The following is a 12,709-nucleotide window of genomic DNA, read 5'->3' as shown; positions in this document are numbered from 1 at the left end:
ATACATATGCTGACTGACACTCCGCTTTCGCGAGCAAGCCCGCTCCCACATTTGGATCTCCATAAGTTTCGGGATTGTGCACCGCTTGAATGCACCATGAACCGGCATCGGGCACCAACTCAAGGCCTGGAATATCGGCCTGATTGAAAACTCTTTGAAGCCCAGAAACACCAAAGCCCCGTATCCCGGGGCTTTGCGCTTTTTAAAGAAATTTTTTGGCACAACCTGGCCACTCTGGCACGCCCCCTGCAATACCCCTTGTACAACCCAGTTTCGGGGACCTTGGTACAGGCAGGCCGAGAATCCCCTCTTTACACCCGGGGTGCTTGATGCGAACCGCGTCGCGCTCCACACCGCTTTGGGGAACCTTGGTACAGGCAGGCCGGGGATTCCCTCTTTAATACCGAAGCCCATGCGGCTTCACCCCGTTTTGGGAGCCCTGGTACAGGCAGGCCGGGAACTCCCTCTTTTATTGCTCCTGGAGATGGATCTCCAACCGCCAGCGGCCCTCGGCCTTCTCGCCCTTCCACTCCCCGCGCAACGGCCGAGCCGCCACCAGGTTCAGCAGCAGGCCGCCATCGGTCTTGCGGATGCGCCAGTTCACGTCCTTGTCATTGACCTTGAGCTGCCCACTGGCCACCTTGCCTTGGGCGTCGAACAGCAGCGCCACGGTGCCGTCGATATGCTCGCCGTGCAGCTTGGGTTCGCTGTTGAACCACACCACCACGCCGTCCGCAGCCGTATCAAGCTGTTGCAGCTCCACCGGGTCCGCCGTGGTCAGGCGACCGATCATCAGCCCCACCATCATGCCGACAATCGCCAAAGAGCCCATGACCCTCGGCATTAGCTTCAGCCTTGGGTCCTCTTCGGGGGTAGAATGCAGCGCATCTTTACCTTCGGAGCCGTGCATGTTTCACGTCATCCTTTTTCAACCAGAAATTCCGCCGAATACCGGCAACGTTATCAGGCTGTGCGCCAACAGTGGCTGCCACCTGCATTTGATCGAGCCTTTGGGTTTCGACATGGACGACAAGCGCCTGCGCCGCGCCGGGTTGGACTATCACGAGTACGCCACGCTCAAGCGCCACGCCGACCTCGCCAGCTGCCTGGAAAGCCTGGGGCATCCACGGTTGTTTGCGTTTACCACCAAGGGTTCGCGGCCGTTTCATGATGCCAGCTTTGCCGAAGGCGATGCCTTCCTGTTTGGCCCGGAAAGCCGTGGGCTGCCGGCTGAGGTGCTGGATGCCTTGCCTGATGGCCATCGTTTGCGTTTGCCGATGCGTGAAGGGTGTCGCAGCCTCAACCTGTCCAACACCGTAGCCGTCGCGGTTTACGAAGGCTGGCGCCAACTCGGTTTCAAGTAATACACAAAACAAAATGTGGGAGCGGGCTTGCTCGCGAAAGCGGTGTGTCAGTCAATGAAGATGTCGACTGAAGTACCGCATTCGCGAGCAAGCCCGCTCCCACATTTGATCGGTGTCGCTGTTCAGAACCGCTTACTGAACCGTCGACGAACCTTCCTGTTGCATGCGCTGCAGCTCTTGCGCGTACAGGGCATCGAAGTTCACCGGTGCCAGCATCAGCGCCGGGAACGAGCCACGGGTGACCAGGCTGTCCAGGGTCTCACGGGCATACGGAAACAGGATGTTCGGGCAGAACGCGCCCAGGGTGTGGCTCATGGACGCTTCGTCCAGGCCCTGGATCAGGAAGATACCGGCCTGTTGCACCTCAGCGATGAAAGCGACTTCTTCGCCGTTCTTCACGGTCACCGACAGGGTCAGCACGACTTCGTGGAAGTCACCTTCCAGTGCCTTTTGACGGGTGTTCAGGTCCAGCGCAACGCTTGGGGTCCATTCCTGGCGGAAGATCGCCGGGCTTTTCGGCGCTTCGAACGACAGGTCACGCACGTAGATGCGCTGCAGCGAGAACTGTGGGCCTTGGTCTTGCGCAGCTTCGGTGTTCTGTTGGTCAGTCATCGCAGATCCTTGTGATCTTGGGGTCTTTTAGGGGTTAGGCGAGCAGCGCATCCAGCTTGCCGGCGCGCTCCAGGGCAAACAGGTCGTCGCAGCCACCGATGTGCCTGGCGCCGATCCAGATCTGCGGCACGGACGTGCGCCCCGCCTTCTGGGCCATTTCGGCACGCACCTGGGGTTTGCCATCGACCTTGATTTCTTCGAAGGCAACGCCCTTTTTCTCCAGCAAGGCCTTGGCCCGCATGCAGTAAGGGCACCAATCGCTGGAATACACGACAACCTGGCTCATATCACTTCACCAGCGGGAGGTTATCGGCTTTCCAGCTGCCGATACCGCCGGACAGTTTGGCGGCGGTGAAACCGGCCTTGAGCATTTCGCGGGCATGGGTGCCGGCGTGCTGGCCCTGGGCATCGACCAGGATGATGGTCTTGGCCTTGTGTTTTTCCAGCTCGGCCAGGCGCGCGATCAGCTTGTCCTGTGGAATGTTCAGGGCACCGACGATATGGCCGGCGGCAAAATCCTTGGCCGGGCGGATGTCCACGACAACGGCCTCATCCTTGTTAACCAGCGCGGTCAGCTCCGATGTGCTCAGGCTGCGGCCACCACGGCTCATCTCGTGAGCGATCAGCAGCGCCAGCAGGATGACGAAGGCACCCACGAGCAGATAGTGGGCAGTGGCAAATGCAATCAGGTGATCAACCATCAAGGAGGTTCCAGGGCGTTAAAATGGCGGTAAGTATACACAGCCGCCGGGGGCGGCCAACCCCCGTAAAGCGGTGACGCGGTCTGAACTTCGCTTTAAACTGCCACTCCCTTTTCAATCGCCTTCCTTTATTACCGCCACGAGAGGATCTATGACTACCACGCCTAAACCTTTGGTCCTGATAATTCTCGATGGCTTCGGACACAGTGAAAGCCACCACGACAACGCGGTATACGCGGCCAGGAAGCCCGTACTCGACCGCCTGACCGCGACGATGCCCAACGGCCTGATCTCCGGTTCCGGCATGGATGTCGGCCTGCCGGACGGCCAGATGGGCAACTCGGAAGTCGGCCACATGAATCTCGGCGCCGGACGAGTGGTCTATCAAGACTTCACCCGCGTGACCAAAGCGATCCGCGATGGCGAGTTCTTCGAGAACCCGACCATCTGCGCCGCCGTCGATAAAGCCGTGGCTGCCGGCAAAGCCGTGCACTTCATGGGCCTGCTGTCCGATGGCGGCGTCCACAGCCACCAGGACCACCTGGTGGCCATGGCCGAACTGGCCTTCAAACGCGGTGCCGACAAGATCTACCTGCACGCCTTCCTCGACGGCCGCGACACCCCGCCGAAAAGCGCGCAATCGTCCATCGAACTGCTGGACGCCACCTTTGCCGCCCTGGGCAAGGGCCGCATCGCCAGCCTGGTGGGTCGCTATTTCGCCATGGACCGCGACAACCGCTGGGACCGCGTGTCCCAGGCCTACAACCTGATCGTCGACGGCCAGGCCGAATTCAACGCTGCCACGGCCCAGGAAGGCCTGGAAGCTGCCTACGCCCGTGGCGAGAGTGATGAATTCGTCAAGGCCACCACCATCGGCGAGCCGGTGAAAGTCGAAGACGGCGACGCCGTGATCTTCATGAACTTCCGCGCCGACCGCGCCCGCGAGTTGAGCCGTGTGTTCGTCGAAGACGGTTTCAGCGAGTTCGAACGCGCGCGCCAGCCAAAAGTCCACTACGTCGGCCTGACCCAATACGCCGCCAGCATCCCGGCCCCTGCCGCGTTCGCGCCGGGCAGCCTGGAAAACGTGCTGGGCGACTACCTGGCGAAAAACGGCAAGACCCAGCTGCGCATCGCCGAAACCGAGAAATACGCCCACGTGACCTTCTTCTTCTCCGGCGGTCGGGAAGAACCGTTCCCGGGCGAAGAGCGCATCCTGATCCCGTCGCCAAAAGTCGCCACCTACGACCTGCAACCGGAAATGAGCGCGCCGGAAGTCACCGACAAGATCGTCGATGCCATCGAACACCAGCGTTATGACGTGATCGTGGTCAACTACGCCAACGGCGACATGGTCGGCCACAGCGGCAACCTCGCTGCCGCGACCAAGGCCGTGGAATGCCTGGACGAGTGCGTCGGCCGCATCGCCGAGGCGCTGGAAAAAGTCGGCGGCGAAGCGCTGATCACCGCTGACCACGGCAATTGCGAGCAGATGTCGGATGAATCCACCGGCCAGGCCCACACCGCCCACACCACCGAGCCGGTGCCGTTCATCTATGTCGGCAAGCGTGATCTGAAAGTGCGTGAAGGTGGCGTACTGGCAGATGTGGCGCCGACCATGCTGAAGCTGATGGGGCTGGAGAAGCCGGCTGAGATGACTGGGACTTCGATCCTGGTCTGAAACGCTTTAGGGGTTGCTCAAAGCGGTCTGCCCGCCAATAATGGTCCCGAGCGCGAAACCAGTTGCCTCCAGCGGCAATAACTGGCGTAGGAACCCCGTTGATGGTTGGACATCAGCGTAGGGTGAGACCTCCACACCCCCGCTTGAGGGTGTGTATATGAATATCAAGCAGTTAACTTAGGGCAGTTCGAGAGAGCTGCCCTTTTCTTTGCCTGCTAAAAAAGGTGGTAGCGCTGGTATAGCAGTTCGCCGTGGCGATGCTTGTTCAGTGCCTTGGCATCGGTCTGCATGAAATTCCACAACACATTGCCAGCCTGGATATTCACGACAACCAGCATTTGCCGCCTGCTCTCGTAAGCACCAATGAATGCCAGCCGAGCCGAACCATCGCTGTACGCGACACGCCAAATTTCCAAGGGGCCCGTCAGCGTGTCCAGTGCAACCCTGACATACCGCTCCCTCGCGTCCTGTCGCTTCTCGACTATATGCCGCAGCGTTGCACGCCTAATCCGAACCCCTCCCAAAGGAGACGTTATACAAACTTCGGAACACGCCGCGTCAATGAGCCCCAAGTTAGAAGCCACGACCTCAACAGCTTCGGCAACATCCTCGCCCGCAGCCACCTCCTCAATCGGGCAGGAACGAAGCGCCCTGTCGAGGCTGCGCAAATCTGGCAAACCGTAATCGAGCCAGGTTTGCTGGCCTTTTGACTCATAAATAGCGGGCATTGCCCATCGCGCCGACTCGCTGATTGATTGGCCCGAGAGTCTATTCTCAGAGAGCAAAAACCAGCGCAGCAGGAGCATTTCAAAGCGTTTCTACCGCACCAAATCCCAGGCATTCACCTGGACCAACACATTAACGACCATTCGTCGGCCAGGGCACACCACGCGCCGACCCAAATTCAAATGCATATTGCGGCCATAGGGCGCCCAACTTGCCCCCCAGCCCGAATTGGGCGTTTTTTTTGCAGCGCTTGGCGGGCATACTAGGCCGTCCCTTTCCCTGGTGTCGCCCGCCTCTATGCTTCGCGCCTTGATTACCCTTGCCCTTGTCTGCCTGCTCCAACCGGCATTTGCCGACGAGCGCGCACAAACCCAACAACAGTTGGACGCTACGCGTCAGGACATTACCGAGCTGAAAAAGCTGCTCGGCAAGCTCCAGGAAGAAAAATCCGGGGTGCAGAAAGACCTGCGCGGCACGGAAACCGAAATGGGCAAGCTGGAGAAGCAGGTCCAGGAGCTGCAAAAAGAATTAAAGAAGAGCGAGTCGGAACTGGAGCGACTCGACGCTGAGAAAAAAAAACTCCAGGGCGCACGCGTTGAACAGCAACGCCTGATCGCGATCCAGGCCCGTGCCGCCTACCAGAGCGGCCGCCAGGAATACCTCAAGCTGCTGCTGAACCAGCAGAACCCGGAAAAATTTGCGCGCACCCTCACCTATTACGACTACCTGAGCCAGGCGCGTCTCGCGCAACTGAAGGGTTTCAACGAAACCCTGCGCCAGTTGGCCAACGTCGAACAGGAAATTGCCGACCAGCAATCACAGCTGCTCGACCAGAAAACCGCCCTCGACACCCAACGCGGCCAACTTGAGCAGGTACGCAAGGAACGCCAGCAGGCCCTGGCCAAGCTCAATGACGACGTGAAGGCCCGCGACGCCAAGCTCCAGGCTCGCGAACAGGACCAGGCGGACCTGGGCAAAGTCCTCAAGACCATCGAAGAAACCCTGGCCCGCCAGGCTCGCGAGGCCGAAGAAGCGCGCCAGAAAGCGCTGATCGCCCAGCAGGAAGCCGAAAAAAAGCGCCAGCGTGAGGCCGAGCTGGCAGCCACCACGGACGCCCCGGCGCCGCGTAAACCGGCGCATGCAGCCCCTGGCCCGCTGGTTTCCAGTGCCGGCGAGTCGTTCGGCGGCCCTTTTGTATCGGCTCGCGGCAAACTTCCATGGCCAGTTGATGGTCGACTACTGGCACGCTTTGGGGAAACCCGTGGCGATGACACCCGTGCCAAGTGGGATGGCGTGATGATAAGCGCCGCCGCCGGCAGCCAGGTGCATGCCGTCCACGGTGGCCGTGTGGTGTTTGCCGATTGGCTGCGGGGCGCCGGTTTGTTGGTGATTCTCGACCACGGTAATGGCTATTTGAGCCTTTACGGCCACAATCAGACTTTACTCAAGTCGGCAGGTGATGTTGTAAAAGCCGGTGAATCCATTTCCACTGTCGGTAACAGTGGTGGCCAGGACACCCCGGCGCTGTACTTCGCTATTCGTCAGCAGGGCCGCCCGAGCGACCCTGCACAATGGTGCCGTTCCCAAGGATAGGGCCGCATCTACATTAGGAGTTCGTTCGACATGCTGCATTTGTCCCGCCTCACTTCGCTGGCCCTGACCATCGCCCTGGTTATCGGCGCGCCCCTGGCGTTCGCCGCACCGGCGGCACCGGCTGCACCCGTCGTGACCACCAAGGCGCCGTTGCCGCTGGACGAGCTGCGCACCTTTGCCGAGGTCATGGACCGGATCAAGGCAGCTTATGTCGACCCCGTAGACGACAAGACCCTGCTGGAAAATGCCATCAAGGGCATGCTCAGCAACCTCGACCCGCACTCCGCCTACCTTGGCCCGGAAGATTTCGCCGAGCTGCAGGAAAGCACCAGCGGTGAGTTCGGCGGCCTGGGCATTGAAGTCGGCTCCGAAGATGGCAACGTCAAGGTGGTCTCGCCCATCGATGACACCCCGGCATCCAAGGCCGGCATCCAGGCCGGCGACTTTATCGTCAAGATCAACGGCCAGCCGACCCGTGGCCAGACCATGACCGAAGCCGTGGACAAGATGCGCGGCAAGATCGGCCAGAAGATCACCCTGACCTTGGTGCGCGATGGCGGCACGCCGTTCGACGTGACGCTGACCCGCGCGACCATTGTGGTCAAGAGCGTGAAGAGCCAGCTGCTGGAGTCGGGCTACGGCTACATCCGCATCACCCAGTTCCAGGTCAAGACCGGCGACGAAGTGGCCAAGGCCCTGGCCAAGCTGCGCAAGGACAACGGCAAGAAGCTCAACGGCATCGTGCTCGACCTGCGCAACAACCCGGGCGGCGTGTTGCAGGCGGCAGTGGAAGTGGTCGACCACTTCATCACCAAAGGCCTGATCGTGTACACCAAGGGCCGTATCGCCAACTCCGAGCTGCGCTTCTCGGCCACCGGCAACGACCTCAGCGAAAACGTGCCATTGGCCGTGCTTATCAACGGCGGCAGCGCCTCGGCGTCGGAAATCGTCGCCGGCGCCCTGCAAGACCAGAAGCGCGGCGTGCTGATGGGCACTACCAGTTTCGGCAAAGGCTCGGTACAAACCGTGCTGCCGTTGAACAACGACCGCGCCCTGAAGATCACCACCGCGCTGTACTACACGCCGAATGGCCGCTCGATCCAGGCCCAGGGCATCGTGCCGGACATCGAAGTGCGCAAGGCCAAGATCACCAACGAGGCCGACAGCGAGTACTACAAGGAAGCGGACCTGCAAGGTCACCTGGGCAATGGCAACGGCGGTGCCGACAAGCCAACCGGCAGCAGCACAAAAGCCAAGCCGATGCCGCAGGACGATGACTACCAACTGGCCCAGGCGCTGAGCCTGCTCAAGGGCCTGAGCATCACCCGCAGCCGTTGATATGCGTTTTGCCCTAATAATCGCTGTGCTGTGCAGCCTGGCCGGAGTCGCTCACGCGGCCCCGGCCAGCGAATCGCACAAAGCCTACCTGACCCTCATCATCGACGACCTCGGGCAAAACCTGCCCCGGGACCGTCGCGTGCTGGCCCTGCCTGGGCCTGTGACCACGGCGATCATGCCCGACACGCCCCACGCCGCCGAATTCGCCCGCGAAGCCCACAAGGCCGGCAAGATCGTGATCCTGCACATGCCCATGGACCCGGCCACCGGGCCGTTCGCCTGGCACCCGGAATTGCCTGTTGAAGAGCTCGGCAAACGCCTGGACGCCGCGTTCAAGGCGGTGCCCTACACCGCCGGGATCAACAACCATATGGGCAGCCGCATGACTGCGCAGCCGCAGGCAATGGCCTGGCTGATGGCCGAGCTGCAACGGCGCCACAAGTTCTTTGTCGATAGCCGCACCAGCGCACAAACCGTCGCCGCCGCCGAGGCGCAGAAGATCGGCCTGGCCAGTGTCTCGCGGGATGTGTTCCTGGATGACGAGCGCACCGAAGCGGCGATCACCAGCCAATTGCAGACGGCAATCAAGCTGGCCCACAAACAAGGCTCGGCGGTGATGATCGGCCACCCTTACCCGCAGACCCTGGCTGTGCTGGAACGCGAGCTGCCCAAGCTCAAGGCCCAGGGCGTGGACTGGATCGATATCAAATTGATGATTAGCCTGCGCAGCAACCAGGCCATGTCCGGGCATGGCAAGAACGGCACTTACCGCTACAAGTAGCGCGCCATGACCTGCTCCACCACGCCTTCCTTGCGCAGCTGGTCCAGCGCGGCCTGCAATTTGCTCACCGTGTCGTCCGGCACATTTTTGTTGAGCGCCAGGTACAACTGGGCGCTGTTGAAGCGCAGCACCGTCTTCAGACCGGTCACGCCAACCTGGCGCGCCAGATAACGTCCGGCAGGGTCGCCGGTGGCCCACAGGTCGATCTGGCCATCCAGCAGCTTTTGCGCGTTGTCCTGATCGCGCAACACCACCACCGGGTTGAGACCGCGCTTCTCCAGGGTCTCGGCAATGGCATCGCCCTTGTACGCGCCGATCTTGTAACGGCGCGCATGTTCGAGGTCGGTCAATTGGATCTTGCTGTCGGCCTTGGCCAGCAGCACCCAATCGTCCGGGCCGATAGGGCCGACCCATTTGAACAGGGCTTCGCGATCCGGCAGGCGGGCCATCACAAATACGCCATAGCCGGGTTTTTCCAGGGCGAGCTTGTAGATTCGCTCCCAAGGAAACCGCAGGGTGAGGTTGTAGGAAATGCCAGCACGGTTGAAGGTTTCGCGCACGATGTCCACGGCGATGCCTTCGATGTTGTCTTCCTTTGCGAAGTTCTTGCCGTTTTTCGCCATGTTGTAGGGCGGGAAGTTTTCCGTCAGCAGCACCAGGGCGGTGCCGGACGGTTCCTCGGCATGGGCCGAGCCCGTCAACAGGATGGACGTACTGGCGAGGGCGAGCAGCAGCTGTTTGAACATGAAGGGATACCGGAATCCATGGCAAGCGCAGAGAGTGCCGCGCACTTGCCATGGTGTCCAGCAGCGTTTAGCGCACGACGATACCGCGCGCCGCCATGTAGGCTTTTGCCTCGGGAACGGTGTATTCGCCAAAGTGGAAAATACTCGCCGCCAACACCGCGCTGGCATGGCCTTCGATCACGCCGTCGGCCAAATGCTGCAGGTTGCCGACGCCGCCGGAAGCGATCACCGGAATCCCCAGCGCGTCGCTGATGGCCCGGGTGACGCCGAGGTCGAAGCCGTTTTTCATGCCGTCCTGGTCCATGCTGGTCAGCAGGATTTCACCGGCGCCCAGGCCTTCCATCTTCATCGCCCACTCCACCGCGTCGAGGCCGGTAGGCTTGCGCCCGCCGTGGGTGAAGATCTCCCAGCGCGGGGTTTCGCCCGGGCCGGAGACTTTCTTGGCGTCGATGGCCACCACGATGCATTGCGAGCCGAAGTGCTGCGCGGCTTCGCCGACGAACTCCGGGTTGAACACGGCGGCGGTGTTGATGGAAACCTTGTCCGCGCCGGCGTTGAGCAGGTTGCGGATGTCTTGCACGGTACGCACGCCACCGCCCACGGTCAGCGGGATAAACACCTGGCTGGCCATGCGCTCGACGGTATGCAACGTGGTGTCGCGGCCGTCGACGCTGGCGGTGATGTCGAGGAAGGTAATCTCGTCGGCACCTTGCTCATCGTAGCGACGGGCGATTTCCACCGGGTCGCCGGCGTCGCGGATGTTCTCGAACTTGACGCCCTTGACCACGCGACCGTTGTCGACGTCCAGGCAAGGGATGATGCGTTTGGCCAGCGCCATGGTCAGTCCTCAGCCGTTGTAGGCGTCGCAGTAAGCCTGGGCTTCAGCGACATCCAGGGTGCCTTCGTAGATCGCACGGCCGGTGATGGCGCCGATGATGCCGGGGGCCTTGGCGTCCAGCAGCGACTTGATGTCGCCCAGGTTGTGGATGCCACCGGAAGCGATCACCGGGATCTTGGTCGCAGCGGCCAGCGCGGCGGTGAACGGCACGTTGCAGCCCTGCATCATGCCGTCTTTGGCGATGTCGGTATAAACGATGGCGGACACGCCGTCGGCTTCGAACTGCTTGGCCAGGTCGATGACCTGCACGGTGCTGATTTCAGCCCAGCCGTCGGTGGCGACGAAGCCGTCCTTGGCGTCCAGGCCCACGATCACTTTGCCCGGGAACGCGCGGCAGGCTTCGGCGACGAACGCCGGATCTTTCACGGCCTTGGTGCCGATGATGACGTAGCTCACGCCGGCCTTGACGTAGTGTTCGATGGTTTCCAGGGAGCGGATACCGCCACCGATCTGGATCGGCAGGTGCGGGTAGCGCTTGGCGATGGCCGTGACCACCTCGCCGTTGACCGGCTGGCCTTCGAAGGCGCCGTTCAAGTCCACCAGATGCAGGCGACGGCAGCCCCCTTCCACCCATTTGGCAGCCATGCTCACCGGGTCATCGGAGAACACGGTGGAGTCTTCCATGCGGCCTTGGCGCAGACGGACGCAGGCGCCGTCCTTGAGATCGATAGCGGGGATAATCAGCATCTGGCAAACCTTATTCGATATTCAGCAATGCTTGGGAAATCAGGGTTTCTCAAGCGACCACAGGTCGCTTTCGATGCTTTCGAACCTTTCTTTAAGGAGCGTCTGTGCATCGAAAATCGCCCGGTTGTAATAGTGCGGCGCCACTTCAGTGGTGAACAGTTCGAGGATCTCGGCGACCTCGAACGAGCCAAGCTTGAGCTCGAAGCGATCTTCCATGAACCGCTTGATCTTGAGGGTAGCCTCACTCTCCTGTTCGGGCGTGAGGTTCAAGAGCGGCAGCTTCGGCTTCTTGGCCATTTACCAGCGCCCGTTCCAGGCGGCGAAGTTCTGCAGCAATTGCAGGCCATGGGTATGGCTCTTCTCCGGGTGGAACTGCACGGCAAAGCGCGAGCCTTCGGCCAGCGCGGCGGCGAAATCGACACCGTAATGCCCGCCGCCCACCACCTGGCCCGGGTTGCCGGCGGCGATGTAGTAGCTGTGCACGAAGTAGAAGCGCGCCAGGTCGGGAATGTCATGCCACAGCGGGTGATCCACCGTCTGGCTGACTTCGTTCCAGCCCATGTGCGGGACTTTCAGGTGGGCGCCGTCTTCGTGCAGGTCCTTGCCGAAGAACTTCACCTGGCCGGGAAACAGGCCGATGCAGTCCACGCCGTCGTTCTCTTCACTGCGGTCGAGCAAGGCTTGCATGCCCACGCAGATGCCGAGGAACGGACGGTCCTGGCTGACTTCACGCACCAGGCTGTCAAAGCCCAGGCGACGGATCTCGGCCATGCAATCGCGAATCGCGCCAACGCCGGGGAATACCACCCGGTCGGCTTCGCGAATCACGTCTGCATCGCTGGTGATAAGCACCTTGCCGGCACCTACGTGTTCGAGGGCCTTGGCCACCGAGTGCAGGTTACCCATGCCGTAATCGATAACCGCGACCGTCTGCATTACAGGACGCCCTTGGTCGAGGGCATTTGCCCGGCCATGCGGTCATCCAGCTCCACGGCCATGCGCAGGGCGCGGCCGAAAGCCTTGAACACGGTTTCGATCTGGTGGTGGGTGTTGGTGCCGCGCAGGTTGTCGATGTGCAGGCTGACCAGGGCGTGGTTGACGAAACCCTGGAAAAATTCCTGGAACAGGTCGACGTCAAAGCCGCCCACGGTGGCGCGGGTGTACGGCACGTGCATCTGCAGGCCTGGGCGGCCGGAGAAGTCGATGACCACACGCGACAGCGCTTCGTCCAGCGGGACATAGGCGTGGCCGTAGCGACGGATGCCTTTTTTGTCGCCGATGGCCTTGGCAAATGCCTGGCCGAGGGTGATACCGACATCCTCCACGGTGTGGTGGTCGTCGATATGCAGGTCGCCCTTGCTGACGATATCCAGGTCGATCAGCCCGTGACGGGCGATCTGGTCCAGCATGTGCTCAAGAAAAGGTACACCGATATCAAATCGGGCCTTTCCGGTGCCATCCAGGTTGATCGAGGCTTTGATCTGGGTTTCCAGAGTGTCGCGCTCGACGGACGCCTTACGTTCGGCCATCACCAGCTCCGCAAAATCATTGGGCGAAAAAGGCAGCCATTATAGGGGCGCGGGCG

The 12,709-nt window shown here is 61.3% G+C and carries 16 protein-coding genes; 5 read left to right on the top strand and 11 right to left on the bottom strand.

Annotated elements, in window-relative coordinates; all coding sequences use genetic code 11:
- Nucleotides 1–469: 469 nt before the first annotated feature.
- Entirely contained in the window at nt 470–910 is a 441-nt protein-coding gene (locus NUV89_RS09725) for a hypothetical protein (RefSeq protein ID WP_257781105.1), read from the bottom strand.
- On the opposite strand from NUV89_RS09725, the gene NUV89_RS09720 reads away from it, so the two are divergent.
- Nucleotides 909–1,364: a tRNA (cytidine(34)-2'-O)-methyltransferase gene (locus tag NUV89_RS09720; RefSeq protein WP_003171120.1), complete on the top strand. Its 456-nt coding sequence runs from the start codon at nt 909–911 to the stop codon at nt 1,362–1,364. The two genes, NUV89_RS09725 and NUV89_RS09720, sit on opposite strands and share 2 nt — an antisense overlap.
- Before the next feature lie 132 nt (nt 1,365–1,496).
- Here NUV89_RS09720 and secB read toward each other — a convergent pair whose 3' ends face one another.
- From secB to NUV89_RS09705, 3 genes are read right to left on the bottom strand one after another with little or no spacing between them, the layout of a single operon-like run.
- Nucleotides 1,497–1,976: a protein-export chaperone SecB gene (secB, locus tag NUV89_RS09715; protein ID WP_003171119.1), complete on the bottom strand. Its 480-nt coding sequence runs from the start codon at nt 1,974–1,976 to the stop codon at nt 1,497–1,499.
- Between the two features lie 34 nt (nt 1,977–2,010).
- On the bottom strand, nt 2,011–2,262 hold the full coding sequence (grxC, locus tag NUV89_RS09710; RefSeq protein ID WP_257781104.1) for a glutaredoxin 3: 252 nt from the start codon (nt 2,260–2,262) through the stop codon (nt 2,011–2,013).
- Nucleotide 2,263: 1 nt separating this feature from the next.
- On the bottom strand, nt 2,264–2,677 hold the full coding sequence (locus NUV89_RS09705) for a rhodanese-like domain-containing protein (protein ID WP_124525402.1): 414 nt from the start codon (nt 2,675–2,677) through the stop codon (nt 2,264–2,266).
- A gap of 151 nt (nt 2,678–2,828) precedes the next feature.
- Between NUV89_RS09705 and gpmI the strand changes: the two genes are divergently transcribed.
- Nucleotides 2,829–4,355: a 2,3-bisphosphoglycerate-independent phosphoglycerate mutase gene (gene gpmI, locus NUV89_RS09700; RefSeq protein WP_124525401.1), complete on the top strand. Its 1,527-nt coding sequence runs from the start codon at nt 2,829–2,831 to the stop codon at nt 4,353–4,355.
- Nucleotides 4,356–4,570: 215 nt separating this feature from the next.
- On the opposite strand, the gene NUV89_RS09695 is transcribed toward gpmI, so the two are convergent.
- Complete coding sequence (locus NUV89_RS09695; RefSeq protein WP_256659239.1) at nt 4,571–5,161, bottom strand: PBECR2 nuclease fold domain-containing protein; 591 nt, start codon at nt 5,159–5,161, stop codon at nt 4,571–4,573.
- A 217-nt stretch (nt 5,162–5,378) separates the two neighbouring features.
- Here NUV89_RS09695 and NUV89_RS09690 point away from each other — a divergent pair, with 217 nt between their 5' ends.
- From NUV89_RS09690 to NUV89_RS09680, 3 genes are read left to right on the top strand one after another with little or no spacing between them, the layout of a single operon-like run.
- Nucleotides 5,379–6,674, top strand: coding sequence for a murein hydrolase activator EnvC (locus NUV89_RS09690; RefSeq protein WP_257781103.1), 1,296 nt, complete (start codon nt 5,379–5,381; stop codon nt 6,672–6,674).
- A 30-nt stretch (nt 6,675–6,704) separates the two neighbouring features.
- Complete coding sequence (locus tag NUV89_RS09685; protein ID WP_257781102.1) at nt 6,705–8,012, top strand: S41 family peptidase; 1,308 nt, start codon at nt 6,705–6,707, stop codon at nt 8,010–8,012.
- Nucleotide 8,013: 1 nt separating this feature from the next.
- The gene (locus NUV89_RS09680) at nt 8,014–8,793 is read left to right on the top strand and encodes a divergent polysaccharide deacetylase family protein (protein WP_257781101.1); all 780 of its coding nucleotides are present in this window, start codon (nt 8,014–8,016) and stop codon (nt 8,791–8,793) included.
- Here NUV89_RS09680 and NUV89_RS09675 read toward each other — a convergent pair.
- The 6 genes from NUV89_RS09675 to hisB all read right to left on the bottom strand — a co-directional run bounded on the left by NUV89_RS09675 (nt 8,784) and on the right by hisB (nt 12,653).
- Nucleotides 8,784–9,539: an ABC transporter substrate-binding protein gene (locus NUV89_RS09675; RefSeq protein WP_257781100.1), complete on the bottom strand. Its 756-nt coding sequence runs from the start codon at nt 9,537–9,539 to the stop codon at nt 8,784–8,786. The two genes, NUV89_RS09680 and NUV89_RS09675, sit on opposite strands and share 10 nt — an antisense overlap.
- A 67-nt stretch (nt 9,540–9,606) precedes the next feature.
- On the bottom strand, nt 9,607–10,377 hold the full coding sequence (hisF, locus tag NUV89_RS09670; protein ID WP_003171107.1) for an imidazole glycerol phosphate synthase subunit HisF: 771 nt from the start codon (nt 10,375–10,377) through the stop codon (nt 9,607–9,609).
- Between the two features lie 9 nt (nt 10,378–10,386).
- The gene (gene hisA, locus NUV89_RS09665; RefSeq protein ID WP_078740239.1) at nt 10,387–11,124 is read right to left on the bottom strand and encodes a 1-(5-phosphoribosyl)-5-[(5-phosphoribosylamino)methylideneamino]imidazole-4-carboxamide isomerase; all 738 of its coding nucleotides are present in this window, start codon (nt 11,122–11,124) and stop codon (nt 10,387–10,389) included.
- Between the two features lie 39 nt (nt 11,125–11,163).
- Nucleotides 11,164–11,421: a DUF2164 domain-containing protein gene (locus NUV89_RS09660; RefSeq protein ID WP_133076491.1), complete on the bottom strand. Its 258-nt coding sequence runs from the start codon at nt 11,419–11,421 to the stop codon at nt 11,164–11,166.
- Complete coding sequence (gene hisH, locus NUV89_RS09655) at nt 11,422–12,060, bottom strand: imidazole glycerol phosphate synthase subunit HisH (protein WP_257781099.1); 639 nt, start codon at nt 12,058–12,060, stop codon at nt 11,422–11,424.
- Nucleotides 12,060–12,653, bottom strand: coding sequence for an imidazoleglycerol-phosphate dehydratase HisB (hisB, locus tag NUV89_RS09650; protein ID WP_003218037.1), 594 nt, complete (start codon nt 12,651–12,653; stop codon nt 12,060–12,062). Before hisB ends, hisH begins: the two co-directional genes overlap by 1 nt.
- Between the last annotated feature and the right edge of the window lie 56 nt (nt 12,654–12,709).

Origin of the sequence: Pseudomonas sp. 18.1.10 (assembly GCF_024655625.1) — a bacterium.
Taxonomy (GTDB): Bacteria; Pseudomonadota; Gammaproteobacteria; order Pseudomonadales; family Pseudomonadaceae; genus Aquipseudomonas.
The sequence above is the reverse complement of the archived record's forward strand: the minus strand, read 5'-3'. Positions and strand labels throughout refer to the sequence as shown.